Source organism: Sphaerisporangium perillae (assembly GCF_023276435.1).
Lineage (GTDB): Bacteria > Actinomycetota > Actinomycetes > Streptosporangiales > Streptosporangiaceae > Sphaerisporangium > Sphaerisporangium perillae.
The window spans coordinates 21820-48072 of sequence record NZ_JALLPO010000056.1 but is presented as its reverse complement, the minus strand read 5'-3'; the positions used below and the strand labels follow the sequence as shown (position 1 = coordinate 48072).

The following is a 26253-nucleotide window of genomic DNA, read 5'->3' as shown; positions in this document are numbered from 1 at the left end:
AGAACGGCACGGTTCCCTATCTGCGTCCCGACGGCAAGACCCAGGTCACCATCGAGTACGACGGCGACCGCCCGGTCCGCCTGGACACCGTGGTCGTCTCCACCCAGCACGCTCCCGAGATCGACCTCAAGGAGATGCTGCTCCCCGACATCAAGGAGCACGTCGTCGAGCCGCTGCTCGCCGAGCTCGACCTTGAGACCGATGGCTACCGCCTGCTGGTCAACCCGACGGGCCGGTTCGAGATCGGCGGTCCGATGGGTGACGCGGGCCTGACCGGCCGCAAGATCATCGTGGACACCTATGGTGGCATGGCGCGTCATGGTGGTGGCGCGTTCTCGGGCAAGGATCCCTCCAAGGTGGACCGTTCGGCCGCGTACGCGATGCGGTGGGTGGCCAAGAACGTGGTGGCGGCCGGGCTGGCCGACCGTGCCGAGGTGCAGGTCGCGTATGCGATCGGCAAGGCGCAGCCGGTCGGGGTGTTCGTGGAGACCTTCGGCACCGAGAAGACCGACGTCGCCAAGATCCAGGAAGCCATCTTGACGGTGTTCGACCTGCGTCCGGCCGCGATCATCCGCGATCTGGACCTGCTGCGGCCGATCTACTCCCAGACCGCCGCCTACGGCCACTTCGGCCGCGAGGAGCCCGACTTCTCCTGGGAGCGCACCGACCGCGCCGACCAGCTCCGCCAGGCCGCCGGCCTCTGACAGCCCCACCCCCGCGGCCCGTGCCCAGCACGGGCCGCGCACGCGTCCCCACGTCCACAGCACCAGCGCTGGGTCGCGGGTGTCTGGTGGCATTTGCCGTTCCGAAGCGATCCCGACAAACCCATCTCAAATGGAAACGCGCCTGATCATTGCCTCCAAATGGAGGGTCGCGCGTGATCCGGATCCTTCCGATGTCCAGAGCGGCGCTTCACGCAACATCTCAAGAACTGCTGTCAACGTGACGACGCCCGGCCGGTTCCACGGCCTTCCGCGGCCTCGGCGCGGACCTAGACGATCACACTCGCCCGATCATCGGCGCCTGGTGGTGGCGCACGGACACCCGGCCGGTTCCGTGGTCTTCCATGGTTTGGCAGAGGGCCAGAGGATCACGTCCGCCTGATCATCGGCGCTAGATGGCGGCTCGGCAGCCCGACATGGATGGGTTGTCATGATTGTCGGCCCGCCCCATAGCCGACGGACCCCCACAAACCGCATGGTTACAAGATCGGCCGCGCCCTGTTGAGGGTTGCGCGTGGTTCGGAATCTTCCGATGTCAAGGGCTGCGCCGGCACGCGATCGACGCCCGGCCGGTTGGCGTACCTTCAGGGCCTCGCCGCGGGTCCAGACGATCACTCCCGCCTGATCATCGGCGCCAGATGGCGGCTCGGGGAAGCCGGCGCCGTCGTATGGTGGGTGACCGGTCGCGTGGCACTCGGAGTCGCGCGGGTTCGATTCAGGTCCCATCCGTATCGTCTGGTAGGACCTAACCGTGACCGAAGTCAGCCCTACCGTGGATCCCGCCGGGGCGTTGCCGCTGCTCGAGCTCATGAGCGACCCCGCGCGTCGAGACCTGGTCGAGGGCACGGCCTCCGGCGCCGAGAACAAGTCATCGGCGCAGGGCGAGGGTCGCGACGGGCGATCGGGTCCGGTCAGCGGTTCGCGGGCTGGCAAGGCATCTGGGCCGGCCGGAGAGCCGGAGTCTGGAAAGGGGTCTGGCCTGCTCGGGGAGCCGGGGTCTGGGAGGAGATCAGGGCTGTTCGGGGAGCCGGGGTCTGGGAGGAGATCGGGGCTGTTCGGGGAGCCGGAGTCTAGGTTGGGGTCTGGGCTGTTCGGGGAGCCGGAGTTTGGGAGGGGATCGGGGCTGGTCAGGGGGGCGGGGTCTGAGAAGCGCTCAGAGCTGGTTGGGGCACCCGGATCTGGGCCTGTCAAGGCGCCGGGGTCCGGTAAGGGGATGGAGCCGGCGAAGGGGGCGCTCGTGCCCGCCGAGGAGCTGCCGATCGCCCGGGTCCTCGTGGACATGCCGCTGCCCCATCTGGACCGGCCGTTCGACTACGTGGTCCCCGAGGCGATGACCGCCGATGCGGTGCCCGGGTGCCGGGTGAGAGTGCGCTTCGCGGGCAAGCTCGTCGATGGGTTCCTGCTGGAGCGGGCGCAGGTCAGCGAGCACGAGGGGAAGCTCGCGGGCCTGGAGCGGGTGGTCTCTCCCGAGCCGGTGCTCACCAACGAGGTGGCGGCCCTGTGCCGGGCCGTGGCCGACCGATACGCCGGGACCATGTCCGATGTCCTGCGCCTCGCCGTTCCACCGCGACACGCCAAGGTAGAGGCCGAGGGAGCCAAGCGTACGGGGCTGGAGGCTGAAGGGGTCAGGGGTACGGGGCTGGGGGCCGAGGGGGCCGTGCCGGGGGAGGGGCTCCCGGTGGTGGCGCAGGTCTCGGATGAGGGGGGTCCGGCATTCCCGCAGGTTCAGGATGTGCGATCCCCGGTGGTCCCGCAGGCCGCGAGTGAACGGTTCCCGGCGTTTCCGCGACCGGGCCTCTGGGGCGACTATCCCATGGGGCCGTCCTTCCTCGCGGCTCTCGCCGAGGGGCGTTCCCCGCGCGCCGTCTGGAATGTTCTCCCTGGTACGGGCCCGGCTGGGAGCAGCGGCACTGCCGCCGGGCCCGGCGTCGGCGCGGGTACGAGCGCCGCGACCGGTACGAGCGCGGCGACCGGTACGGGCACCGCGACCGGCACAGGCGCCACGACGGGCCCGGGTGCCGCGACCGGCCCAGGCACAGGCGCAGCCTCAGGTACGTCTGCGGGTCCGGGCATAGGCACAGTCCCAGGTGCGTCTGCCGGTCCCGGCGCAGGCGCCAGGACCAGTACGGGTGCCGCGACCGGCCCAGGTATGGCCCCAGGTATGTCTTCCGGCCCGGGTACAGGCGCCATGACCAGCACGGGTGCCGCGACGGGCCCAGGCACGGCGCGGGGTGCGTCTGGCGGTCCCGGCATGGGCGCGGCCGCCGGTACGGGTGCCGGTCGTGGCGTGGGCGCAGGCTCGGGCAGAAGGACGGGCAGGGGGGCCGGACGAGGTGTGGGTACCGATGGCGGGGGCGAGGTGCCGGGGTGGGCCGAAGGGGTCGCCGTGGCGGTCCTCGCGACCTTGTCCGGCGGCAGGGGAGCCGTGGTGGTCGTGCCCGATGGCAAGGACGTCGCCCTGCTGGACGCGGCGTTGCGCCAGGCGCTCGGGCAGGGCGCCCACGTGGCGCTGACCGCCGACCTCGGCCCCGCCGAGCGTTACCGCCGCTGGTTGCGGGTGCTCCGGGGCGAGGTGCGGGTGGCCGTCGGCACGCGGGCGGCGGCGTTCGCGCCGGTCCGTGACCTCGGCCTGGCGGTGATCTGGGACGACGGGGACGACCTGCACGCCGAACGGCTCGCGCCCTACCCTCACGCACGGGAGGTCCTCGCCCTGCGCGCCCACCAGACGGGGGCCGCCATGCTCATCGCGGGCTACGCCCGTACCGCCGAGGCGACGCAGCTGATCGCGACGGGCTGGGCCCGGCCGATCGCCGCGACGCGGGAGGTGCTCCGGCGGCGCGCGCCCCGCGTGCGTCCGTCCGGAGACGATGCCGAGCTGGCCAGGGACGATGCCGCGCGGGCGGCACGGCTGCCCAGCATGGCCTGGGGGGCTCTCAGGCAGGGGCTGGCGAGCGGCCCGGTCCTGGTGCAGGTGCCGCGCCGCGGTTACCTCCCCGCGCTGGCCTGCCAGGCCTGCCGCGCCCAGGCCCGTTGTCACCAGCAGGTGGCGGCTCCGCCCGTATCCATGACGTCCCCCGGACCGTCCGGCGGCAGGGGCGTCGCGGGGACCGCCGGGCGCATCGGGCATCAGGAGCTGCTCGGGGGGACCGCCGAGGGCGTGGTGGGGTACCTCGGCGAGGCCGCGGGGACGGCCAGGCACGCGGCGGGGTATCCGGGGGAGGCCGGTGGGCGTGCCGGGGGCGTGGGGCATCCGGGTGAGGGCGGACCGGAGGCCGGCGGGCAGGCGGCGGGGGAGTCGGGGGGCGTGGGGGCGTTGTGCGGGGGGCCGCTGGCGTTGCGAGGGGGTCATGCGGCGCCGTACTGCCGCTGGTGCGGCCGCATCGCGGGGACCTGGCGCTGCCAGGCGTGCGGGAGCAACCGGATGCGCGCCGTGGTGGTGGGCGCCCGGCGCACGGCCGAGGAGCTCGGGCGCGCGTTCCCGTCGGTCCCGGTCAAGACGTCCGGGCGTGATGGCGTGCTCGCCACCGTCGGTCCCGCCCCCGCGCTGGTGGTGGCCACCCCGGGCGCGGAGCCGGTCGCCGAGGGCGGGTACGCGGCGGCCGTCCTGCTGGACGGCTGGGCGCTTCTGGGCCGCCCCGATCTGCGTGCCGCCGAGGAGACGCTGAGACGCTGGATGAACGCCGCGGCGCTGCTCCGCCCGGCCGCCGACCTGGTCGTCCTCGCCGACCCGAGCGTGCCCGCCGTCCAGGCGCTGCTCCGCTGGGACCCGGTGACCCACGCCGAACGCGAGCTGTCGGAGCGGGCGGCGCTGGGGTTCCCGCCGGCGGTGCGCATGGCGACGCTGACCGGTACCGCCGCTGGGGTCAGGGAGATGGCGGCCGGCCTGCGGCTGCCGGAAGGGGCGCAGGTCCTCGGCCCGGTTCCGGTGGAGAACCCGCGGTCGGCGCCCGAGGAGGCGCAGGAGCGGCTGATGGTGCGGGTGCCGCGCGGGGCCGGCCTTGCGCTGGCGCGGGCGCTCAAGGGAGCGGCGGGCGTGAGGTCCGCGCGGAAGGCTCCCGACCTGGTCCGGGTGTGTATGGATCCGATCGATCTGATCTGACCGGAGGTCGCCGATTCGCGGTGCCGAAAGTAAGCCGTTAGTTTCTCCCTGTGTCGATCGAATGGGTGAACGGGGCCATCGAGGAGATCCGGGCGTGGGGGCGCTCGAACAACGTCATGGTCGACGCCGATGAGGTGCGGCTCCTGTGTGACTACGCCAGCGACTATCTGGATGTCGGCGAGCTCGCCGACTTCACGCCCGGCACGTTCGAGCAGCTGCTCCTCGACATCTACCCGCGCAAGGTCATCGCGCCGCCCGAGAGCGCGGCCGAGACGGTGGCGGCGGCGCGCACGCTGGTCGACTTCCTGCTGGACAGCGGGGAGATCGGCACCAAGATGGCGGCCCGCATGCGGGCCAAGATCGACGAGATCGCGCCCGAGATGCCGGCCGCGCTGGCCGACACCTCGAAGTTCGGCATGGCGAAGAGCATCTTCGGGGCGATGGGCGCCGACCTCGACGCCGGTGAGATCGAGGGCGCGGGGCAGCACGGCTCCGGCGACGACTTCCTCGGCCTGCCGCCGCAGCGGCTGCGCGGTGTGACGGCCGACGACGAGTGCGCCTGTCCCGGGTGCTCGCCGCTGCCCGCCGTACGGCTGGCGCCGCCGGAGGAGGTCGCGCGGGCGGCCCGGGAGGCGGGCCTGCTCCAAGACGCCCACGGCGTGGTGGCCTGGATGCTGGAGGGCGGTCATGTGCCGACCGTCCGGGGCGGGCTGCGGGTCAGGGACGCCGCGCGCATCACCAGGGAGCTCGGCATCGCCGCTCCGAAGCTGGCCTGGCAGCTGGCGGTCGCCATCGGCCTGACCGAGGTCTCGGGCGCCTCTCTTTCGGCGAGCGGGCTCCGGCCGCTGCCGTCCCGCGGCGACGCCGAGGTGCTCGACCTGTGGGCGGGCACGGTGGCGTTCCTCATCGACGGCCCGGCCGTGGAGGTCACCGGTTCGGCGGAGGTCGACCGCGAGCTCTACACGATCCACGACATGCTCTACCGCCTGCAGGTCCCCATGCCGGTCGCGGCGCTGCGCGAGCACCTCGACGAGACCTGGGCGGGCGACCGGCCCGACGGTGACGACCAGGACGAGCTGGACGCGGCGCTGGCCGCCCTCGTGCACTGCGGCACCGTCGCGCACGTGGCGGACACCGTCCGGCTCACCGCGCGCGGCCTGTGGGGGATGCGTGAGACGTTCTCCCGCATGGGCCTGCCGGCGCCCGTCGCCCCGGACCCCGCCGAGGGGGACGCCGCCGGGCTGATCGCCGGCCTGCTGGGCGGGGTGCCGGCCGAGCAGGCGGAGCGTGACATCGCCTCCTGGCTCGGCCGACGCTCCGCCGCCGAGGCGGCGCACGAGCTGCTCACCGCCGTCCGCGAGCAGGACGCGGTGACGCGCGGGGTGGCGGTCGCGATCGTCGACCGGCTGGGGGAGGACGCGGACGCCGCGGTGCGGCCGTTCCTCTCGGATCCGGAGCTGCGCCCGCACGCCGTCCACTGGCTGGCCTCCCGCGACCTCGAGGCGCCCGCCCTGACGCCGGAGGAGGTCCTGTGGCTGAGCGTCGACATGCTCGCGCTGGCCATGCCGGACGCCGAGGACGACCCGGAGCGGTTCGCCGAGACCCTTGCGGAGGCCGGGCCGCCCGCCCACGTCATCGAGGAGATGTGGCAGGTCGACCACCCCGATGTCGCGGAGGTCCTCGATCTTCTCGGCCGTCACCTGCCCGACCGCGGCGTGGCCAAGGCCGCTCGCAAGGCGGCTTTCAAGGCGCGCTCGCGCGGCATCCACTGAGCGGTCCCTGTGGACGTCCGGCGACATTCACCGAGCGGTCTAGGTCATCGTCCGGAGTCGGTCATCGGGTGTGGCTGGTGTGGAGTAAGTTGCCTGAATGGCCAACAGCGAGAACGGCGGCGTCTTCGATCTTGGAGAGCTGCGCAATCTCATCGACGAGCTGGGAAACGTGTCCGGCGAGGAGCGGGAGGCGCTGCTCACCGAGATGGCGGGCGGGAACGACGAGTGCGACTGCGGTGAGTGCGGCGAGGGTGAGGTGCTGAGCTTCCCGCCGGTCGAGGTCGCGCCTTCGGCCGAGCTCGCCGACGCGGTCCTGGCCGTGCCCCTCGTACGGGACGCGCGGCGGCTCGCGGCCTGGACGGGCACGCGCGAGGTGACCGGCGAGGGCCTGCTGACGCCCGCCGACGCGCGCGAGGCCGCCGGCGAGCTCGGGCTGAGCGGCGACCGGCTGCGCCTGGTGTGGATCGTGGCGGTCAACAGCGGCCTGCTCCGCATCACCCAGGCCGGCGCGTCTCCCGGCCCCGGGCTGCCTCCCGACCTGATGGAGTTCTGGGACGGCGTGGTCATGGACGTCCTGGACCGCACCGACGAGGGGCTCACCGGCTCGGCCGTCGCCGACGAGCACCTGACCGAGATGCTCGCCACCATCTACGCCACCAGCGACGGCATCACCTACACCGCCCTCGTCGAGGGCATGCTCCAGGCGCACGAGATCGGCTGCGAGGCGCGCGCGCCCGAGATGCGGCGGCTGCGCGAGGAGCTGCCCGGCGAGCTGGACGCGGCGCTCGACCTGCTGAGTTACTGCGGGCTCTTCGAGCGCACGGCCGACAGCGTGCGGCTCACCCCCCTCGGGGTGTGGGCAGTGCGGCAAGATCTGCTGCGCGAGGGCCATGACGCGCCGCTGCTGTCGGAGGTCGCCTCCTACGCCGAGCTGAGCGCCGCCGAACTGGTCGAGGCGATGCTGTCGGGGGAGGCGCCGTCGAGCGCTCCGACGCTGTGGGTCGAGCGCCGCGTCCCCGAGGACGCCGCCCGCGAGCTGATCAAGGTGGCGGCGTCCGGCACCCCCGGCCAGCGCGGGGTGATCGGCACGGTCCTCGAGGAGATCGGGCCGGAGGCCGAGCCGGCGATGCGCGAGGCCCTGGCCGAGCCGACGATGTGGCGCCACGCGGCCGTCTGGCTCGGCGTGCGCGACCTGGACGCGCCGGCCCTCAGCGAGGACGACGGCACCTGGCTCGCGGTGGACACGCTGGCCACGCTGCTGCACATCCCCGACGCCCAGGAGGCGATGGGGGAGTTCGAGGCGCTGGACGCCGGCGAGGAGCTGCTGCGCCTGGTCGACGACATCGGCCGCAGCCCTCATCCCGACGCCATCGCCGTCCTTTCGCTCCTGGGCGCTCACCATCCCGACGCCACGGTAGCCAAGGCGGCTCGCAAGGCCGCGATGAAGGCCCGCTCCCGCTGACCCGCGACGCCCGCGCGCGACCCTCGCGCGCGGCGGCGGCCGGGCGCGCCGGGCATGATCGCAAACAGCGCGTTCGCGGCGAGCCCATAAACTAGAGGGACCTTCAATTCGTGACGTGAACGGAGTCGTCCGTGGCAATTCAGTCGATCCGCCTGTTCGGCGATCCGGTGCTGCGCACCCCCGCGGAGCCGGTCAAGGATTTCGACAAGGAGCTCCGCAAACTCGTCAAGGACCTCACCGACACGATGATGGACGCGCCGGGAGCGGGGCTCGCGGCTCCGCAGATCGGCGTCGGCCTGCGGGTGTTCACCTACTACGTCGATGACACGCTCGGCCACCTGATCAACCCGACCCTCGACCTCTCCGAGGACAAGGACGAAGAGGGCGAGGAGGGCTGCCTGTCCTTCCCCGGCCTCACCTTCCCGACGCCGCGCGCGATCCGCGCCGTGGCCAAGGGCTTCGACATGCACGGGGAGCCGATCACGGTCGAGGGCACCGATCTGCTGGCCCGGTGCGTGCAGCACGAGACCGACCACCTCGACGGCGTGCTGTTCATCGACCGCATGGACCCCAAGCAGCGCAAGCTGGCCATGAAGGCGATCCGCGAGGCCGAGTGGAGCGGCCTTTCGGCCCCCGCGGTCAAGTTCTCGCCGCACGCCACTCAAGGGAAGGCTCTCTAGCCCGTGCGCCTCGTCTTCGCCGGAACCCCGCAGACCGCCCTGCCGCCGCTCAGGGCGCTGCTCGACTCGCCCCGGCACGAGGTGGTGGCCGTGGTGACCCGGCCGGACGCCCAGTCGGGCCGGGGCCGCAAGGTCCATCCCAGCCCGGTGGCGGAGCTGGCGGAGTCCGCCGGCATCGAGGTGCTCCGGCCGGCCAAGGCGGGCGACCCGGAGTTCCTCGCCCGGCTCAAGGCCATCGATCCTGACTGCTGCCCGGTCGTCGCCTACGGCGCGCTGCTGCCGCAGTCGGCTCTCGACATCCCGCGGTTCGGCTGGATCAACCTGCACTTCTCGCTGCTCCCCGCGTGGCGGGGGGCCGCCCCGGTGCAGCACGCCGTCCTCCATGGTGACCCGATCACCGGCGCGGCGACGTTCCAGATCGTCAAGGAGCTCGACGCCGGGCCGGTCTACGGGGTCGTGACCGAGGAGATCCGGCCCGCCGACACCAGTGGCGAGCTGCTGGCCCGCCTCGCCGAATCCGGCGCGGGGCTGCTCGCGGCGACGCTCGACGGGGTGGAGGACGGCACGCTGGAGGCCCGTCCGCAGCCCACCGAGGGCATCAGTTACGCGCCCAAGATCGAGGTCACGGACGCACGGGTCGACTGGTCGGCGCCCGCCATGCGCGTCGACCGGCTGGTCCGCGCCTGCACGCCCTCTCCGGGCGCGTGGAGCGAGTTCCGGGGCCAGCGGCTCAAGCTCGGTCCGGTCCGGCTCGTGCCCGACGCCTCGGAGCCGGTTCCGGGCGCCGGCGCGCTGGCGCCCGGCGAGATCGCGGTCGCCAAGGACACCGTCCTGGTGGGCACCGCCACCCATCCGGTGCGGCTCGGCGACGTCCAGCCGCAGGGCAAGCGCCAGATGACCGCGGGAGAGTGGGCGCGGGGCGTGCGCCTCGCCGCCGGTGACCGGCTCGGCTGAGGGCCGCGGGCCCGGCGATCCAGGGCGTCCCCTCGCGGGCGCCGCGCGCCTCACGGCGTTCAGAACAGAAAGCAGATCCGACATGTCCCGCTTGGCGATCATCGACCACCGCGCCCTTTCCGGGCCGCACCGGCAGAACGGGGAGGGCGTCCTCTCCGCGCCGAAGGACCGGGCCCGCGCCCAGGATGTCCGATGAGTCCGGCGAACGGGCAGAGCGGCCGCTCGAGGGGCGGGAACCCCAAGAGCGGGAAGAGGCCCAGGCCGGTACGCGACGAGGCGCGCAACGTCGCCTACGACCTTCTCAGGGCCGTCGACGAGCGGGACGCCTACGCCAACCTGCTCATGCCCACCCTGCTGCGCGAGCGCCGCCTGGCCGGGCGCGACGCCGCCCTGGCGACCGAGCTGGCGTACGGCACGCTGCGCGGCCTCGGCACCTACGACGAGATCATCGCAGCCTGCAGTGACCGGCCGCCCGAGGAGATCGACCCGCCGCTGCTGGACGCCATCCGCATCGGGGTGCATCAGCTCCTGAAGACCCGGGTGCCTCCGCACGCGGCCGTCAGCGCGACGGTCGATCTGGTGCGGCTGCGCATCGGCACCGGGGCCTCCAAGTTCGCCAACGCGATCCTGCGCAAGGTCGCCACCCGCGACTTCGACGAATGGCTGCCCATCGTGGCGCCCGACGCGCAGGACGACCCGGTCGGCCACCTCGCCGTGACCTACAGCCATCCCCGGTGGATCACCTCGGCGCTGCGTGACGCCGTGGGCGGGGACATGGGCGAGACCGCCGAGCTGCTGGCCGCGGACAACGAGCGTCCCGGGGTGACCCTGGTCGCCTGGCCGGGACGCAGCACCGTCGCGGAGCTGGTCGAGGCGGGCGCCGTCGCCGCGCGCTTCTCGCCCTACGCCGCTTACCTGCCCGACGGCGACCCCGGGTCCGTCGAGGCGGTCGGGCAGGGCCGGGCGGCCGTCCAGGACGAGGCGAGCCAGCTCGTCGCCCTGGCGTTGACCCGCGTGCCCGTGGAGGGCGCAGACCGTCTCTGGCTCGACATGTGCGCGGGCCCGGGCGGCAAGGCCGGGCTGCTCGACGCGCTCGCCATCCAGAACGACCGCCACCTGCTCGCCGCCGACCAGCGGTACCACCGGGCCCGGCTGGTGTGGCGGGCGACGCGCAGGGCGGGGGTCATCACGGCGGACGGCACCGAGCCGGCCTGGCGTCCCGGGGTGTTCGACCGGGTGCTGGTGGACGCCCCCTGCACGGGCCTCGGCGCCCTTCGCCGGCGTCCCGAGGCGCGCTGGCGGCGCGCTCCCGAGAGCGTGCCCGAGCTGGGCGCGCTCCAGCGGCGCCTGCTCGGCTCCGCCCTGGAGGCGGCGCGCCCCGGGGGGGTCGTGGCCTACGTGACGTGCTCCCCGCATCTGGCCGAGACCCGGGCCGTGGTCGGTGACGTCGTGAAGCGCCGGGGCGACGCCGAGATCCTCGACGCCCGGGCGTTCCTGCACGAGGCCGACGATCTCGGCGACGGCCCCTACGCCCAGTTCTGGCCGCACCGCCACGGCACCGACGCCATGTTCCTGGCCCTGCTCCGCCGCACGTGACCCGCCGGGCCCTGTCGCGTTCCTCGAGCCGCCGCTCCTCTCCGCCCGGTGCGCGGGCCAAGGTGCGAAGGTGCGAAGGTGCGAAGGTAAGTGATCATTTCGCCAGGTACCGAGAGACGGGGACGAGATCATGTCCTATCCAGACCCGAGCTATTTCGCGGCCGAGGGTGAGGTCAGCGCGACGTACCGGCCCGCCGGCCAGGAGGCCGAGTTGACGATGGGCGCCGGCGGGACGAGGGTGAGCCATCTCGCGACCGGCGCGACGACGAGCGGGCGGTTCGGGCTGTACCGCTGGGAGATGGGGCCGAAGCCGAGCGGGCCGAGCGCCCACTTCCACCGGACGATGTCGGAGTCGTTCTACGTCCTGTCCGGGACGATCCGCCTCTTCGACGGGGACAAGTGGATCGAAGCGACTCCCGGGGATTTCCTGCACGTTCCCGAAGGGGGCATCCACGCCTTCCGCAACGAGTCGGGTGCGCCCGCTTCGATGCTGCTGCACTTCGCTCCGGGCGCTCCGCGCGAGGCGTACTTCGAGGAACTCGCCGAGATCGCCGCGAGCGGCGGCAGGCTGAGCCCCGAAGAGTGGAACGCGATCTTCCTCCGCCACGACCAGTACATGGTCTGACCCCGGCCCGCGGGGTCGGGATTCCGCGATGTGGAGGGGCGAGCCGGATCTCCGCACCGGGTCGCTGAGGGTGTGCCGGGCCGGGGGCGCGGGTGGCGGGGTTCTAGACTTCGGCCTCATGGCCGTACAGATCTCACCCAGCATCCTGACCGCGGACTTCGCCCGGCTGGCGGACGTGGCGGCGAAGGTGGCGGGCGTCGCCGACTGGCTGCACGTCGACGTCATGGACAACCACTTCGTGCCCAACCTCACCCTCGGGCTGCCGGTGGTCGAGTCGCTGCTCAAGGCGACCGATCTGCCGCTCGACTGCCATCTGATGATCGAGAACCCCGACCACTGGGCCCCCGCGTACGCCGAGGCCGGCGCGGGCAGCGTCACGATCCACGCCGAGGCCGCCAAGGCCCCGGTGCGGACGCTGCGGCAGATCCGCGCCGCCGGGGCGCGGGCCGGGTTCGCGCTCAACCCCGGCACCTCGGTCCAGCAGTACGAGGACCTGCTCGGCGAGATCGACATGCTCCTGGTGATGACCGTGGAGCCGGGCTTCGGCGGGCAGTCCTTCCTCGACATCATGCTCCCGAAGATCCGCAAGGCCCGGGAGCTGATCGCCAAGCACGGCGGCGAGGTCTGGCTCCAGGTGGACGGCGGGGTCTCGGCCAAGACCATCGAGCGCTGCGCGGAGGCCGGGGCCGACGTGTTCGTCGCCGGCAACGCGGTCTACGGCTCCGGCGACCCCGCCCAAGCCGTACAGGACCTGCGCACCCAGGCCGAGCGCACCGAAAGCTGACCCCGGCGGCCGTCCGGGGTGCTCAGGCGAGGGCCGGGTCCAGGACGATCTCCCTGCCGTGGGTGGTGGGCTCCTCGGGGAAGTGGCAGGCGGTGAGGTGCCCGTCGCGGTTGCCGCCGATCTGGAGCAGCGGAGGCTCCTCGGCGGCGCACTTCTCCTTGGCCTTCCAGCATCGGGTGCGGAACCGGCACCCGGACGGCGGGTCGATCGGCGAGGGGACGTCGCCGGCGAGGCGGATCCGCTCGGTCGCGACGCCGTCCTCGGGAAGCTCCACTTCGGGCACGGCCGACAGCAGGGCGTGGGTGTACGGATGGCGGGGCCGCTCGTAGATCGACTCCCGGTCGCCCACCTCGACGATCTTGCCGAGGTACATCACGGCCACGCGCTGGGAGACGTGGCGCACCACCGCGAGGTCGTGGGCGATGAACAGGAAGGCGATGCCGAGATCGCGCTGCAGCCGCTGCAGGAGGTTGACCACCTGGGCCTGGATGGACACGTCCAGCGCGGACACCGGCTCGTCGGCGACGATCAGCTTGGGTTCCAGGGCGAGGGCCCGGGCCACGCCGATGCGCTGCCGCTGGCCGCCGGAGAACTCATGGGGGAACCGGTTGTAGTGCTCGGGGTTGAGCCCGACGATCTCCAGCAGCTCCTGGACGCGCTTCTGCAGCCCGCCCTCCGGCCTGATGTCGTTGATCTCCATGGGGCCGCGGATGATCGTTCCCACGGTCTGGCGGGGATTGAGCGAGCTGTAGGGGTCCTGGAAGATCATCTGGATCTCCCGGCGGATCGGCTTCAGCTCCCGGCGCGTGCTGTGGGCGATGTCGCGGCCCTGGTAGAGGACCTTGCCCCCGCTCGGCTCGTGCAGCCGGGCGACCAGCCGGCCGAGGGTGGACTTGCCGCAGCCCGACTCGCCGACCAGCCCCATGGTCTGACCGGCGGGCACGGTCAGATCGACGCCGTCGACGGCGTGCACCTTCCCGATCTGGTGCTTGAGGACGAAGCCGCCCATGACCGGGAAGTACTTGGTCAGCCCCTCGAGTTCCAGCAGCGGCGTCGTCACGGTCGTCCCTTGATCTGTGCGAAGGTTTCCTGCTTCTGCTTCGGCGTGAGATAGCACGCGTCCCCGTGCCCGGTGGCGGGGGACAGGTCCGGCCGCTGGTGCACGCACAGCTCGGGTCCCGCCAGCCGCACGTATTCGCACCGCGGGTGGAACGGGCAGCCGGACGGCGGGTTGAGCATGCTCGGCGGGGTGCCCCTGATCGGCGTGAGGGGCACGTCGACCGGCGACCCGAGGCGGGGGACGGAGGAGAGCAGGCCCCAGGTGTAGGGATGGCGGGCTTCGCCGAGGACCTCCCGGACGGTTCCCCGCTCGGCGGCCCGGCCCGCGTACATGACCAGCACCTGGTGCGCGGTCCTGGCGATCACGCCGAGGTCGTGGGTGATCAGGATGATCGAGGTTCCGGTCTGCTGCTGCAGGTCCTTGAGCAGGTCGAGCACCTGCGCCTGGACGGTGACGTCGAGCGCGGTGGTGGGCTCGTCGGCGATCAGCAGGTCGGGGTCGCAGACCAGGGCCATGGCGATCATGACCCGCTGCCGCATGCCGCCCGAGAAGTGGTGGGGGTAGTCGTCCACGCGCGTCCTGGCGTTCGGGATGCCCACCCGCTCCAGCATTTCGATCGCCCGGTCCCGGGCCTCCTTCTTGCTCGCGCCCTTGTGCTTGCGGTACACCTCGCTGATCTGGCGGCCGACGGTGTGGTAGGGCGACAGCGAGGTCAGCGGGTCCTGGAAGATCATGGCGATGCGGTTGCCGCGCAGCCCCTCCAGGGCCGTGCGGCTCGCGCCGGTCAGTTCCTGGTCCTCGAACCAGATCTCGCCGTGGATCTCGGTGCGGTCGCGGTTGTGCAGGCCGAGGATGGCCAGGTTGGTCACCGACTTGCCCGAGCCGGACTCGCCCACGATGCCGAGCGTCGTGCCCTTCTCCACCTCGAAGGAGAGCCCGTCGACGGCTCTCACCACGCCGTCCTCGGTCTGGAAGGAGATGTGCAGGTCCTGGACGGACAGGAAGGAGTCGCCCCGGCGGCCGGGACTGCTCTGGGAGAGTGTGACGGCGGTCAAGCGGTGACTCCTAGCTGAGGCGGACGCGCGGGTCGATGACGGCGTAGAGGGCGTCCACGATGACGTTGAAGACGACGATCGCGGCGGCGGCGAGCAGCACCGTCGCCATCAGCATGGGCAGGTCGGAGTTGAGCACGGCCTGGATGGAGAGCCGGCCGATGCCCTGCAGGCTGAACGTCGTCTCGGTGATGATCGCCCCGCCGATGAGGGTGGCGACGTCGATGCCGAAGATGGTCGCGATGGGGGTGAGCGTGCCCCGGAGCGCGAAGCGCAGGATCACGGTGCGGGCGGACATGCCCTTGGCCCGCGCAGTGCGCACGTAGTCCTCCGACAGCTGCTCCACCATCGTGGAGCGGGCCATGCGGGTGTAGTTCGCGGTGAAGATGATGGCGAGCACCACCCACGGCAGCAGCAGCCCGTACGCCCACTCCAGCGGGTTGTCGGTGAAGGGCACGTACCTCGGCCGCGCGATGATGTTCCACTGGTAGACCAGGAAGTACATGGCCAGCGTGCCGACGAAGTAGATCTGCACCGAGGCGCCGATCAGCGACGAGACACTGGCGATCTTGTCGAGGGCCTTGCCCTGGTTGAGAGCGGCGACGATGCCGGTGCCGACGCCGAAGAGCAGGAAGATGACGGCGGAGCCGAGGGTCAGCGAGATCGTGACCGGCATCCGGTCGGTGATCGTCTCGAAGACCGGGGCGTGGTTGACGAAGGAGAACCCGAGGCAGGGCGCGGGGCAGTGCCCGAGTCCCTCGTAGTCCCGTCCGACGAAGATCCCGGCCAGCCAGGTGACGAACTGGACGAAGATCGGCTGGTCCATGCCGAGGTTGTGCCGCGCCTGCGCGAGCGTCTCGGGCGGGCACACCTTCCCGCAGGCAAGCCGTGCCGGGTCCGCGGGCACGGCGAAGAAGAGGAAGAACGTCACGGCGGCGATGATCAGGAGGATGACCGCCGCGCCGAGGGTCCGGCGAGTCAGGAATCGGAGCATGGCCTGTCGTTCTCACTTGTGGGTGCTCCGGGGCGCCGCACGGGCGCCCCGGAGCCGGGAGTGCTACTGCTTCACGAAGATGGTGTTCGGCGAGACGACCCAGCTGATCGGGTCGATCTCGGCGCCGCCCACCAGCGACCCGTGGAGCTGCAGGCCGACGTTGTTCAGCGCGGGCACCAGGGGGGTGACCGTCTCCATGATCTTCTTGTCCAGCTCGCCCCATGCCTTGTTGGCCTCGGCGGCGTCGGGCAGGGCCTCGATGCGCTTGATCTCCGCGGTGATGGCCGGGTCCTTCAGGTGCGACTGGTTGTAGCCGCCGTCGTGGACCGGGCCGAAGATCACCGGGAAGACGGTGGCCGCGGTCGGCCAGTCGGCGCCCCAGCCGCCCCAGTACATGTCCAGGCCGTTGTCCACCTTGCCGGTCGCGTCGTACCAGGTCTTGGTGTTCATCGGCTTGGCGACCACCTTGACGCCGGCCTTGGCCAGCTGGTTCTTGATGGCGACCGTGATGCGCTCTTCGGTGGGGGTGTCGTTGTACCCGTAGACGATGGTCGGCGTCGGGTTGCTGGACTGGGCCAGCAGCTCCTTGGCCTTGGCGATGTCGCCCTCGGGGTGCTGCTTCATGCCGAAGGCATCGTAGTCCTGCCAGCCCGACACGCTCGGGTTGAGGATGGTGGTGTTGATCACCGAGCTGGCGGGCCCGCCGCTGATCTGCATGATCTGCTGGGTCGGCCAGGCGTAGTTGATCGCCTGGCGGATCTTGACGTCCTTCATCCTGTCGAGGTTGAAGTAGTAGTAGTCACCGTACGGCGAGGGCTGCTTGAGCAGCCGCGACTGCAGGTCGGGGTTCTCGACGACCTGCTGGGTCCGCTCGGCGGCGACGTGGCCGTAGAAGCTGAACGTCTTCTTGTCGTCGCCGGTGTCCGCGATGAACCGGTCGGTCACCTGCAGTGCCTGGAAGCCGAACTCCAGGTGCCACTTGTCGGGGTAGGCGCCGCGGATCGGGTCGGAGGCGGGGTCCCAGTTGGGGTTGCGCTCCAGGTCCATCGACTTGTCGACGACGTGCTTGGCGATGATGTACGGACCGCTGGAGACGGGCTCCTTGTCGTACTTCTCCTTGGTGTCCTTGGCCTTCGGGACGATGCCGTACCCGGTCATCGCGAGCGCGTAGTTGGCGTCCGCGTGCGGGGAGGTGAAGTGGAAGACGACGGTCTTGTCGTCGGGGGTCTCGATGCCGTCGAGCTCCTTGCCGCTGTACGGCCCCCCGTAGGCCTTCTTGTAGTCCTCCTGCGTCAGCCACTGCTGGATGTACGGCGGCCCTTCGGTGATGAACGGGGCGAACAGCCGCTCCATCGTCCACTTGACGTCACCGGAGGTGATCGCGCTGCCGTCCTGCCACTTCACCCCGTCCTTCAGGGTGAACTTCCAGGTCTTGCCGCCCTCGGAGGACTGCCCGGCGTCGGTGGCGAGGTCGCCCACCACCTTGTAGTCGCCCGTGGCGACCCGCTTGTACCCGGTGAGCTGGCGGGTGATGAGCTCGTGGAAGTTGCCGGTGACGTTGTCGTACACCCTGCCCGGGTCGAAGTGCGGGTAGTCGTCACGGTCGATCATGTTGACGGTGCCGCCCTTGACGACGCCCTCCGGCGGGATGGCCGGCCCGTTGGAGTCGTCCGCCGTGCCGACGGTGACCTTCGCGGGGGCGAAGAGCTCGGTGAGGTTCGTCGTGGTGGCGCTGGGGGTCGAGCCCGCCGGTGGCCCGCCGGCGTTTCCCTTGGAACACGCCGCGGTGAGCGCGAGGGATCCGATGGCGAGGACGGCCAGTGCGGACCGCGTTCGTGCTGACATTTCACTCCTGGTCGTAGATATATGAGGGGTGCGGGGCCGGGTCAATGTCTGATCTTCGGGTCGAAGGCGTCACGGACCGAGTCACCCAGGAGGTTGAAGGCGACGACGAAGAGGAGGAGTGCGACGCCGGGGAACATCAGGTAGGTGATGTCGGCCTGGTAGACCTCGGTCCCGCGCAGGAACATGCGGCCCCAGTCGGGCACGGGCTCGATCATCCCGACGCCGAGGAAGGACAGCGCCGCCTCGGAGGTGACCAGGGCCGGCAGCAGGAGCGTCGACTGGATGAGGATCGGCGTCCACAGGTTCGGCAGCAGCTCCTTGAAGATGATCCTGCCGGGCGAGGCGCCCGTGACCCGCGCCGCCTCCACGAACTCCCGCTCGCGCAGGGAGAGCACGTTGCCGCGCAGCAGCCGCGCGAGACCCGCCCAGCCGAACACGGTGAGGAAGATGATGAGCGAGGCGGCGCGCAGCCAGGTCGGCGTCTCCTCCTCCGGCTTCACCATGAGGTTCTCCACCACCGGCATGAACGCGATGATGAACAGCGTCGAGGGGAAGGAGAGCAGGACGTCGATGGTGCGCCCGATGAAGTAGTCGGTCCGCCCGCCCGCGTATCCGGCGACGATGCCGACCACGATGCCGATCACCGTCGTGATGGCCGTCGCCGCCAGGGCGATCAGCAGCGAGGTGCGGATGCCGTACACGAGCTGGGTGAAGACGTCGCGGCCGAGGCCGGGCTCGATCCCGAACCAGAACTCCGAGCTGATGCCGCCGTTGGGCAGCACCGGGAAGCCGTACGGGTTGAGCAGCCCGGGCTCGTCCAGGCCGTAGGTGGTGTACGGATCCTTGCCGTACAGCGCCGAGATCAACGGCGCCGCGATGGCGACCAGGATGAAGAACAGCACGATGACGGCGGAGACCACGCCTGTCTTGTCGCGCCGGAAGCGTCGCCACATGAGCTGGGCCGGCGAGCGGCCCACCAGGGGGGAGCCGCCGGCGCCGGACGTCGCGGCGAGGTCGGGGTCCGCGGGTCCGGAACCGGCCTCGGCCGTGGCCTGAGAGGGGAGAGCCATTGTGCGGGTGCCACCCCAGAGATCGATCGCGGTAAATCGTGACTTGGTGGAACCCTGGCAATTAATAAGCCGTTGGTCAACGTGTGGAACGTACTTTTCATGCCACTTCGCCGTTTGTTGTGCAATGTCAATCAGGTTGTGTCCGTAACCCCCTTGACCTGCCCTGATGCTCTACGAGAGAGTGTTCATCGCACGTGATTGCCATTGTCACGGTTTCGTGACACAAGCATGACATGGCTATGACGCAATCACCTTGATCGCTGGATGATTGTGGATATAGGGCCGGACGCGAGGGCCGGGTGTGGGCGGGGAGTTCCGTGGGTAACCCCTTACTTACGGCGTTCCCCGGAGGTGGCGCGATGGACCACGGGTTGTTCGGTCCGCGGTCGGTGACATGGCGGGTGATGGGCGAGCCGGTCCAGTTGGTCGGCGGGTTCCGCGCACTGCTGATGCAGGGCCTGCACCCCCGGGCGATGCGCGGCGTGGTGCAGAACTCCGCCCTGATGGACCCGGACGAGGCCTGGGCCCGCTTCGTGCGCACGACGGAGTTCGTCCGGATCCGCACCTACGGCACCCGGGCCGAGGCCGCCAGGGCCGGCGCCCGGGTCCGCAAGATCCACGCCTCGCTAACCGCGTACGATCCCGACCGCGACGAGGACTTCCGGCTGGACGACCCCGACGCGCTGCGCTGGGTCCACGTGGGCGAGGTCGACTCCTACCTGACGGTGGCCCGGCGCGCGGGGGTGCCGCTGAGCGACGAGGACGCCGACCGGTTCGTGGCCGAGCAGCGGCGCTCGGCCGAGCTCGTCGGGCTGCGGCCGGGGGACGTGCCGGGGTCGGTGGCCGAGCTGAACGCCTACATGGAGGCCGAGCGCCCCGGCCTGTACTTTGTGCCGGAGGCCGCCCATCCGCTGCGAGTGTCGCTCAACGCGCCGCTGCCGCTGCGGCTCACCCTGTTGAAGCCGGCCTTCCCGCTGGTGACGGTGCTGGCCATCGCCACGCTGCCGCGCTGGGCCCGCAGGCTGTACGGCCTGCCGGCCACGCCGCTCGAGGACCTGTGGGCCACCATGACGCTCAAGGCGCTGCACTGCGGCACTCAGGTGATCCCCGAGGGGCTGCGCTACAGCCCCGCCGTGCGGCGCGCGCGGCGGTTGATGTCGGCCGCCTGACAACCCGGGGGCCACCCCCTAGCTAGCAAGCGCTTGCTTACCATAGGGGTAGTAGTGGGTTACGTGCGCTTTGCCGCGCATGGCACACTGATAGCAGAGCAGCGTGCTCCGGGGTCGGTGAAATTCCGAACCGGCGGTGACAGTCCGCGACCCGGCCGAGTCCATCGGCCGGTGGACCTGGTGGAATTCCAGGACCGACGGTGAAAGTCCGGATGGGAGGAAGCGCGCGAGCGTCCGGCGATCCGTCGCCGGACGCGTCCGTGGTGCGTGTGCCGCACCCGATCACCCCGGGGCCCGCCGTGGCATGAAAGCTACTGGCGAGTAGGAGGGGCCGGGTGGGCCGACCGGACGTGACCGCGTGCCGCGCCATCGAGCGTGCCGCACCTTTCCCTGCCATCGCGCCGGCCGCGCTCGCGCCGCCGTGCCCGCTCGATCGCGGCGTGTCCCCGGAGCCGTACAGGGACCTTCCCCGTTCCCCGATTCCCGGCTCTTCCGAAGGATCCCCCCGGTTCCCCGGAAGACGGACGGATCTCCGCGGGTTGCTTCCTCACGCAGGTCACCGATCGGCCCGAGCTCAGGCTCCTCGTCCGGCCGCATCGCACAAGGAGCGCTGATGTTCACAGGAATCGTCGAGGAACTCGGCGAGATCGCCGCGATGGAACCGCTGCCCGACGCGGCACGCCTCTCCATCCGCGGCAAGGCCGTCGCCCCCGGAGCCCGTCACGGCGAGTCGATCGCCGTCAACGGCGTCTGCCTGACGGTCGTCGACGTCGACGGAGACACCTTCACCGCCGACGTGATGAAGGAGACCCTCGACCGCAGTTCCCTCGGATCGCTCTCGCCGGGCACGCGGGTCAACCTCGAGCGCGCCGTACGCGCCGACCAGCGCCTCGGCGGCCACATCGTCCAGGGCCACGTGGACGGCACCGGCGTCGTGCTGGCGCGCGAGCCCGCCGAGCACTGGGAGATCGTGCGCGTCTCGTTGCCGGCCGGGCTCGACCGGTACGTGGTCGAGAAGGGCTCGATCGCCGTCGACGGGGTCAGCCTCACCGTCGCGGACGTGCGGCCCGGCGAGTTCGCCGTCAGCCTCATCCCCACCACCCTCCAGCTCACCACGCTCGGCCGCAAGCAGCCGGGCGACCCGGTCAACCTCGAGGTGGACGTGATCGCCAAGTACGTCGAGAAGCTCGTCGGCCCGCACCGGCAGGGCGTGGCCTCATGAGCTGGACCCAGGCGGGCTTCACCCTGTTCGGCCAGCATCTGCTCTACACCGACCTGGTGGGCAACATCTGCGCGCTCGCCACCGTGGTGCTGGCCATGAAGCGCACCATCTGGACCTGGCCGGTGCAGCTCGTGGGCTCGGTGCTGCTGTTCGTCGCCTCGGTTGAGGCGCACATCACCGGCAACGCGCTGAAGCAGGCGATGTTCGGCCTGCTCGCCGTCTACGGGTGGGTCAAGTGGGTGCGGGGCATGAGGGACGGCGAGACGCTTCCCGTGCGTCCCGGCCGCACCCGCGAGCGCGTCGTCCTGGTCGCCGTCATGGTGGCGGCCACGGCGCTCGTCGCCCTGTTCTTCAGCGTCACCGGCTGGTCGTGGGCCCCGCTCCCGGACGCCTACATCTTCGTCGGCAGCGCCATCGCGACCTACGCCCAGGGCAGGGCGCTGATCGACTTCTGGTGGATCTGGATCGCGGTCGACCTCGTCGGCGTCCCCCTGGCGTTCAGCTCCGGCCTCGTCGTCTCCGGCGTGGTGTACGGGATCTTCTTCGTCATGGTCCTGCTCGGGATCCGTGAGTGGCGGCGGCAGTACAGCCGCCGTCTGGAGCTGGAGGTAGTCACAATATGAGCGACATCACGCTCGACCCCATCGAGCGGGCGATCGACGACATCCGCGCCGGCCGGCCGGTCGTCGTCGTGGACGACGAGAACCGCGAGAACGAGGGCGACATCATCTTCGCGGCCTCCAAGGCCACCCCCGAACTGCTCGCCTTCACGATCCGCTACACCAGCGGCGTGATCTGCGTCCCCATGCTCGGTGAGTACCTGGACCGCCTGGGCCTGCCGCTGATGGTCCACCAGAACCGCGAGCGGCTCCGCACGGCGTACACGATCAGCGTCGACGCGCGTGACGGGGTGACCACCGGGATCTCCGCCGCCGACCGGGCCAAGACCATCCGCACCCTGGCCGATTCGGCGACCGAGCCCTTCGAGCTGGTGCGCCCGGGCCACATCTTCCCCCTGCGCTACCACGAGGGCGGGGTGCTCGCCCGCCGCGGCCACACCGAGGCGGCCGTCGACCTCTCGCGCCTGGCCGGGCTCACCCCGGCCGGAGTGCTCGCCGAGATCGTCAACGACGACGGGACGATGGCGCGCCTGCCCGAGCTGCGGGTGTTCGCCGACCGTCACGACCTCGCGCTGGTGTCCATCGAGCAGCTCGCGGAGCACCGCCGCCGCACCGAGCGGGTCGTCACCCGGGTCGCCGTCACCGAGATCCCGAACCGGTACGGCGTGTGGCGCGCGTACGGCTTCGCCAGCGGCATCGACGGCGGCGAGCACATCGCGCTGGTCTACGGGGAGCTCGGCGACGGCGAGGACATCCTCGTGCGCGCGCACTCCGAGTGCCTGACCGGAGACGTGCTCGGCTCGCTGCGCTGCGACTGCGGGGTGCAGCTCGACCACGCCATGCGGGCCATCGCCGCCGAGGGCAAGGGAGTGATCGTCTACCTGCGGGGACACGAGGGGCGCGGCATCGGGCTGCTCGCCAAGCTCAAGGCCTACAGCCTGCAGGACAACGGCAGCGACACCGTCGACGCCAACCTCGAGCTCGGCCTGCCGGTGGACGCCCGCGAGTTCTCCAACGCCGGCCAGATGCTGGCCGACCTCGGGGTCAAGTCGGTGCGGCTGCTGACCAACAACCCGGCCAAGCTGCGCGGCATGGACGGGTACGGCATCAAGGTGCTCGGCCGCGAGCCGATGCCGGTCGCGGCCAACCAGTACAACATCAAGTACCTCACGGCCAAGCGCGACCGCCTCGGCCACCAGATCGAGGGAGTCCGATGAGTGGTACCGGACGGCCGCAGGCCGCCCCCGTCGCCGCCGAGGGGTTGAAGGTCGGCATCGTCGCGGCCCGGTGGCACGAGCAGATCACCGACCGGCTGCTGGTCCGGGCGCAGAACGCCGCCGAGGAGTGCCGGGCCGAGTGGGTCGCCGTACGGGTGGCCGGGTCGCTGGAGATCCCGGTCGTGGCCCAGGCCCTCGCCCGCCGGTGCGACGCCGTCGTCGCGCTGGGCGTGGTGATCCGGGGCGAGACGGCCCATTTCCAGTACGTCTGCGACTCGGTCACCACAGGACTGACCCGGGTGTCCCTGGACGAGTCGACTCCGGTGGGCAACGGGGTGCTGACATGTGACAACCTTGATCAGGCCGTCGACCGGGCGGGCCTCCCCGGCAGCCACGAGGACAAGGGATACGAGGCCACGGTCGCGGCCATCGAGACAGCGCTGGTGCTGCGTGACCTGAAGGGATGAGGGATTTGCCGCGCCGATCCACCTGCCGTTCCCACCGGGCGGGCCGCCGTGCCTGACAGCGAGCTCCCACCGTCCCTCCCGGTGACCTGGCGGCCCCGCCGGGCCATGATCCTGGCGTACGGCTTCGCCGTGGTGATGGTCGTGGGCTCGATCGCGCTGGCCGTGGTGCTCCCTCCTCCGTTCAAGCTGCCCGACAAGCTCGGCCTGGTCGCGTTCGGGTGCCTGGTCGCCTTCCTGCTCCACCTGCTCGGCCGGCTGCGCGTGGAGGCCGACGAGGGGGGCATCACCGTCGTCAACGCCCTGCGGGTCCACCGGTACGAGTGGCCGGAGGTGCTCGACGTCACCATGCCCGAGGGGGAGCCGTGGCCCAGGCTCGACCTGGCCGACGGGTCCAGCGTCGGCGCCATGGGCATCCAGGGCGCCGAGAAGGCCCGCTCCCGCAAGGCCGTCGCCGAACTCCGCGCCCTCATCCACGCCTACGGCGAGGCCCCCGACCACAGCTAGAGCCGGTCGACGGCGGCGGCCTGGACCCCGGGGCCTGCTGGAGGCCACGATGGCCTTCATGGCGGGCCTGTGGGTCGCCGGCGTGGACGCCCAGGCGGTGGTCCCGCCCGTGAAGTACGCCTTCGGCCCCCGCTAGAGGACGCCCGGCCGGCTCAGGCGGTGAGGCCGGCGGGCTCCTTCGCGCCGCGGTCCAGGGCGCCCCGGCGGCGCAGTTCGGGCAGGACGCCCTCGCCGAACCAGTAGGCCTCCTCCAGGTGCGGATAGCCGGACAGGACGAACTCGGTGACGCCCTGGCCGGCGTACTCCTCGATGAGGTCGGCGACCTCGGCGTGGCTGCCGACGAGCGCGGTCCCCGCGCCGCCGCGCACGAGGCCGACGCCGGCCCAAAGGTTCGGGTACACCTCCAGGTCGTGGACGCCGCCACCGTCGCGCCGGTACTCCTCGTGCAGCGCGAGCATGCGCTTCTGCCCGACCGACTCGCTGCGGGCCAGCGTCCGCTGGGCGGTGCGGATGTCGGCGGGGTCGATGCCCGACAGCAGGCGGCCTGCCTCCGCCCACGCCTCCTGTGCGGTGTCGCGGGTGATGACGTGCAGCCGGACGCCGAACCTCAGCGTCCGTCCCTCCGCGGCGGCCAGGCCGCGGACCCAGGCGATCTTCTCGGCGACCTGGGCGGGCGGTTCCCCCCAGGTGAGGTAGGTCTGGACGTGCCTGGCCGCGACCGCGCCCGCCGCCGCCGAGGAGCCGCCGAAGTACAGTTCGGGCTCCGGGTCGGGCACCTCGGCCACCGTGGCGCCCTCCACCTGGTAGTACGCCCCGGTGAAGTCGTAGGGGGCTCCGCTCCAGGCTCCGCGCACGACCGAGAGGAACTCGTCGGTGCGCGCGTACCGCTCGTCCTTCGACAGGTGGTCGCCGAAGCGGCGCTGCTCGGTGCCCTCGCCGCCGGTCACGACGTTGAGGAGCAGGCGCCCGCCGGAGATCCGCTGGTAGGTGGCGGCCATCTGGGCGGCCAGGGTGGGGGAGATGAAGCCGGGCCGGAAGGCCACGAGGAACTTCAGCCGCGTCGTCACCTGGGTGAGCGCGGCGGTGACCAGCCAGGCGTCCTCGCACCAGGTGCCCGTCGGGGTGAGCACCGCCTCGAAACCGAGCTGCTCGGCCGACCGGGCGATCTGGCCGAGGTAGTCGATGGACGGCGGCCGGAACGCGCTCGCCGCGGCGCGGCCGTGGCCACGGGTGAGCCCGTGGCCACCGCCGATGATCGCCCTGCTGTCGCCGGAGGTGGGCAGGAACCAGTGGAACTTCAGGCTCATGGTCAGGCGTCCTTCTTGACGATGTCGTTGAACCGGCGGTCGGCGAAGTCACCGAAGGTGATCTTGCCGGGGAGCAGCCCCGCCGAGGTGAAGGCGTCGGCCATCTCCTGCTCGGAGGCGATCAGGGCGTCGTCGATCGGCACCGGGGTGGTGATCCGGTTGGCGGCGGCGGCCGTCGTGACCGGGAGCGGCAGGCCCGTCTCCTTCGCCCACGCCTTGGCCCACTCGGCCTGGTGGGTGTTGGCCCAGACCTTGGCGCGCTGCAACCGGAGGAGGTAGTCGCGGATCGCCCCGGCCTTGGCACGGTCGGCGAGGGCCGCCTGTCCGGCGACCTGGAAGCTGTAGCCGTTGACGTAGCCCTTGCCGTCCACCAGCAGCTTGGCGCCGTTCCCGAGGCGCGCCTGGGAGGTGTAAGGATCCCAGATCGCCCAGGCGTCGACCCGCCCTGAGGTGAAGGCGGCCAGCGCGTCCGCGGGCTGCAGGTAGTTCACGGTGATGTCCTTGAAGGTGAGGTTCTCCTTCTTCAGGACGGACAGCAGGTGGTAGTGCGCGGAGCTGCCCTTGGCCACCGCGATCCGTCTGCCCTTCAGCTGGGCGGGGGCCGTGATGGCCGACCCGGACGGCACCAGGATGGCCTGTCCGGCGACGTCCTGAAGCGAGGCCGCCACTATCGCGATCTTCGAGTTGGCCGCCGCCGCGAAGATGGGCGGCGTGTTGCCCACCGCGCCGAGGTCGACGCCTCCGGCGTTGACGGCCTCAAGGAGCGGCGGGCCGGAGGTGAACTGAGCCCAAGTGATCTTGTAGGGCAGCGAGTCGAGCTCGCCCGCGGCAGAGAGGAGCGCCTGGGAACCGGCCTTCTGGTCGCCGACCCTGAGGGTGACCTGCGACGAGCCGGACGCGGATCCCGCCGGGGCGTCCTCTCCGGCGGTGCCCGCGCAGGCGGCGAGCGCGGCCGCCAGGCCCAGGGCTCCGAGCAGCCGGACGGCCTTGGTGATCATCCTGTTCCCTCCTTGGAGACATGGGCCTTGGAGA

At 71.4% G+C, this 26253-nt stretch carries 22 protein-coding genes and 1 riboswitch; of the genes, 15 read left to right on the top strand and 7 right to left on the bottom strand.

The window, feature by feature from the left end:
* The 9 genes from metK to rpe all read left to right on the top strand — a co-directional run.
* Window positions 1-704: methionine adenosyltransferase (metK, locus tag MYF83_RS37420; protein WP_248965547.1), on the top strand; the 704-nt coding region annotated here is incomplete at its 5' end.
* 1231 nt (window positions 705-1935) lie between these two features.
* The gene (locus MYF83_RS37415) at window positions 1936-4821 is read left to right on the top strand and encodes a primosomal protein N' (protein WP_248965546.1); all 2886 of its coding nucleotides are present in this window, start codon (window positions 1936-1938) and stop codon (window positions 4819-4821) included.
* Window positions 4822-4871: 50 nt separating this feature from the next.
* On the top strand, window positions 4872-6593 hold the full coding sequence (locus MYF83_RS37410) for a hypothetical protein (RefSeq protein WP_248965545.1): 1722 nt from the start codon (window positions 4872-4874) through the stop codon (window positions 6591-6593).
* Window positions 6594-6690: 97 nt separating this feature from the next.
* Window positions 6691-8055: a hypothetical protein gene (locus tag MYF83_RS37405; protein WP_248965544.1), complete on the top strand. Its 1365-nt coding sequence runs from the start codon at window positions 6691-6693 to the stop codon at window positions 8053-8055.
* 131 nt (window positions 8056-8186) lie between these two features.
* Window positions 8187-8735, top strand: coding sequence for a peptide deformylase (gene def, locus MYF83_RS37400; protein WP_248965543.1), 549 nt, complete (start codon window positions 8187-8189; stop codon window positions 8733-8735).
* A 3-nt stretch (window positions 8736-8738) separates the two neighbouring features.
* Window positions 8739-9689, top strand: a complete 951-nt coding sequence (fmt, locus tag MYF83_RS37395; protein WP_248965542.1) for a methionyl-tRNA formyltransferase — start codon at window positions 8739-8741, stop codon at window positions 9687-9689.
* Window positions 9690-9881: 192 nt separating this feature from the next.
* Window positions 9882-11285 (top strand): RsmB/NOP family class I SAM-dependent RNA methyltransferase, encoded by a 1404-nt coding sequence (locus MYF83_RS37390; protein WP_248965541.1) that lies wholly within the window; start codon window positions 9882-9884, stop codon window positions 11283-11285.
* Between the two features lie 130 nt (window positions 11286-11415).
* Window positions 11416-11910, top strand: a complete 495-nt coding sequence (locus MYF83_RS37385) for a cupin domain-containing protein (protein WP_248965540.1) — start codon at window positions 11416-11418, stop codon at window positions 11908-11910.
* A 118-nt stretch (window positions 11911-12028) separates the two neighbouring features.
* Window positions 12029-12694: a ribulose-phosphate 3-epimerase gene (gene rpe, locus MYF83_RS37380; protein WP_248965539.1), complete on the top strand. Its 666-nt coding sequence runs from the start codon at window positions 12029-12031 to the stop codon at window positions 12692-12694.
* Between the two features lie 22 nt (window positions 12695-12716).
* Here rpe and MYF83_RS37375 read toward each other — a convergent pair whose 3' ends face one another.
* The 5 genes from MYF83_RS37375 to MYF83_RS37355 form a co-directional block, all read right to left on the bottom strand.
* On the bottom strand, window positions 12717-13703 hold the full coding sequence (locus MYF83_RS37375; protein ID WP_248965550.1) for an ABC transporter ATP-binding protein: 987 nt from the start codon (window positions 13701-13703) through the stop codon (window positions 12717-12719).
* A gap of 47 nt (window positions 13704-13750) precedes the next feature.
* Window positions 13751-14809 (bottom strand): ABC transporter ATP-binding protein, encoded by a 1059-nt coding sequence (locus MYF83_RS37370; RefSeq protein WP_248965538.1) that lies wholly within the window; start codon window positions 14807-14809, stop codon window positions 13751-13753.
* A gap of 10 nt (window positions 14810-14819) precedes the next feature.
* Entirely contained in the window at window positions 14820-15800 is a 981-nt protein-coding gene (locus tag MYF83_RS37365; RefSeq protein WP_248965537.1) for an ABC transporter permease, read from the bottom strand.
* 63 nt (window positions 15801-15863) lie between these two features.
* Complete coding sequence (locus MYF83_RS37360; RefSeq protein ID WP_248965536.1) at window positions 15864-17645, bottom strand: ABC transporter substrate-binding protein; 1782 nt, start codon at window positions 17643-17645, stop codon at window positions 15864-15866.
* A gap of 41 nt (window positions 17646-17686) precedes the next feature.
* Window positions 17687-18715 (bottom strand): ABC transporter permease, encoded by a 1029-nt coding sequence (locus MYF83_RS37355; protein ID WP_248965535.1) that lies wholly within the window; start codon window positions 18713-18715, stop codon window positions 17687-17689.
* A gap of 359 nt (window positions 18716-19074) precedes the next feature.
* Here MYF83_RS37355 and MYF83_RS37350 point away from each other — a divergent pair, with 359 nt between their 5' ends.
* The 6 genes from MYF83_RS37350 (at window position 19075) to MYF83_RS37325 (ending at window position 23914) form a co-directional block, all read left to right on the top strand.
* A complete protein-coding gene (locus tag MYF83_RS37350; protein WP_248965534.1) occupies window positions 19075-19884 on the top strand; it encodes an oxygenase MpaB family protein in 810 nt (269 codons plus the stop codon).
* A gap of 99 nt (window positions 19885-19983) precedes the next feature.
* Window positions 19984-20114, top strand: a riboswitch (FMN riboswitch).
* Between the two features lie 383 nt (window positions 20115-20497).
* Window positions 20498-21106, top strand: a complete 609-nt coding sequence (locus MYF83_RS37345; RefSeq protein WP_248965533.1) for a riboflavin synthase — start codon at window positions 20498-20500, stop codon at window positions 21104-21106.
* The gene (locus MYF83_RS37340) at window positions 21103-21729 is read left to right on the top strand and encodes a nicotinamide mononucleotide transporter family protein (protein ID WP_248965532.1); all 627 of its coding nucleotides are present in this window, start codon (window positions 21103-21105) and stop codon (window positions 21727-21729) included. The genes MYF83_RS37345 and MYF83_RS37340 overlap by 4 nt, the downstream gene beginning before the upstream one ends.
* Complete coding sequence (locus MYF83_RS37335; protein WP_248965531.1) at window positions 21726-22943, top strand: bifunctional 3,4-dihydroxy-2-butanone-4-phosphate synthase/GTP cyclohydrolase II; 1218 nt, start codon at window positions 21726-21728, stop codon at window positions 22941-22943. The genes MYF83_RS37340 and MYF83_RS37335 overlap by 4 nt, the downstream gene beginning before the upstream one ends.
* Complete coding sequence (gene ribH / locus MYF83_RS37330; protein WP_248965530.1) at window positions 22940-23410, top strand: 6,7-dimethyl-8-ribityllumazine synthase; 471 nt, start codon at window positions 22940-22942, stop codon at window positions 23408-23410. The genes MYF83_RS37335 and ribH overlap by 4 nt, the downstream gene beginning before the upstream one ends.
* Before the next feature lie 48 nt (window positions 23411-23458).
* Window positions 23459-23914: a PH domain-containing protein gene (locus MYF83_RS37325; protein ID WP_248965529.1), complete on the top strand. Its 456-nt coding sequence runs from the start codon at window positions 23459-23461 to the stop codon at window positions 23912-23914.
* A 152-nt stretch (window positions 23915-24066) separates the two neighbouring features.
* Here MYF83_RS37325 and MYF83_RS37320 read toward each other — a convergent pair whose 3' ends face one another.
* Window positions 24067-25221 carry an LLM class flavin-dependent oxidoreductase gene (locus MYF83_RS37320; RefSeq protein ID WP_248965528.1) on the bottom strand — a complete coding sequence of 385 codons (1155 nt, stop codon included), beginning with the start codon at window positions 25219-25221 and terminating at the stop codon, window positions 24067-24069.
* Window positions 25222-25223: 2 nt separating this feature from the next.
* A complete protein-coding gene (locus MYF83_RS37315) occupies window positions 25224-26219 on the bottom strand; it encodes an ABC transporter substrate-binding protein (RefSeq protein ID WP_248965527.1) in 996 nt (331 codons plus the stop codon).
* Window positions 26220-26253 lie beyond the last annotated feature (34 nt).

Bases quoted from the DNA above. Each gene is read 5' to 3' on its own strand.
- MYF83_RS37415 (WP_248965546.1), top strand. From the start codon at position 1,936: ATGGAGCCGGCGAAGGGGGCGCTCGTGCCCGCCGAGGAGCTGCCGATC.
- MYF83_RS37405 (WP_248965544.1), top strand. From the start codon at position 6,691: ATGGCCAACAGCGAGAACGGCGGCGTCTTCGATCTTGGAGAGCTGCGC.
- MYF83_RS37390 (WP_248965541.1), top strand. From the start codon at position 9,882: ATGAGTCCGGCGAACGGGCAGAGCGGCCGCTCGAGGGGCGGGAACCCC.
- MYF83_RS37385 (WP_248965540.1), top strand. From the start codon at position 11,416: ATGTCCTATCCAGACCCGAGCTATTTCGCGGCCGAGGGTGAGGTCAGC.
- rpe (WP_248965539.1), top strand. From the start codon at position 12,029: ATGGCCGTACAGATCTCACCCAGCATCCTGACCGCGGACTTCGCCCGG.
- MYF83_RS37375 (WP_248965550.1), bottom strand. From the start codon at position 13,703: ATGGGCGGCTTCGTCCTCAAGCACCAGATCGGGAAGGTGCACGCCGTC.
- MYF83_RS37365 (WP_248965537.1), bottom strand. From the start codon at position 15,800: ATGCTCCGATTCCTGACTCGCCGGACCCTCGGCGCGGCGGTCATCCTC.
- MYF83_RS37360 (WP_248965536.1), bottom strand. From the start codon at position 17,645: ATGTCAGCACGAACGCGGTCCGCACTGGCCGTCCTCGCCATCGGATCC.
- MYF83_RS37355 (WP_248965535.1), bottom strand. From the start codon at position 18,715: ATGGCTCTCCCCTCTCAGGCCACGGCCGAGGCCGGTTCCGGACCCGCG.
- MYF83_RS37350 (WP_248965534.1), top strand. From the start codon at position 19,075: ATGGACCACGGGTTGTTCGGTCCGCGGTCGGTGACATGGCGGGTGATG.
- MYF83_RS37345 (WP_248965533.1), top strand. From the start codon at position 20,498: ATGTTCACAGGAATCGTCGAGGAACTCGGCGAGATCGCCGCGATGGAA.
- MYF83_RS37340 (WP_248965532.1), top strand. From the start codon at position 21,103: ATGAGCTGGACCCAGGCGGGCTTCACCCTGTTCGGCCAGCATCTGCTC.
- MYF83_RS37335 (WP_248965531.1), top strand. From the start codon at position 21,726: ATGAGCGACATCACGCTCGACCCCATCGAGCGGGCGATCGACGACATC.
- ribH (WP_248965530.1), top strand. From the start codon at position 22,940: ATGAGTGGTACCGGACGGCCGCAGGCCGCCCCCGTCGCCGCCGAGGGG.
- MYF83_RS37320 (WP_248965528.1), bottom strand. From the start codon at position 25,221: ATGAGCCTGAAGTTCCACTGGTTCCTGCCCACCTCCGGCGACAGCAGG.
- MYF83_RS37315 (WP_248965527.1), bottom strand. From the start codon at position 26,219: ATGATCACCAAGGCCGTCCGGCTGCTCGGAGCCCTGGGCCTGGCGGCC.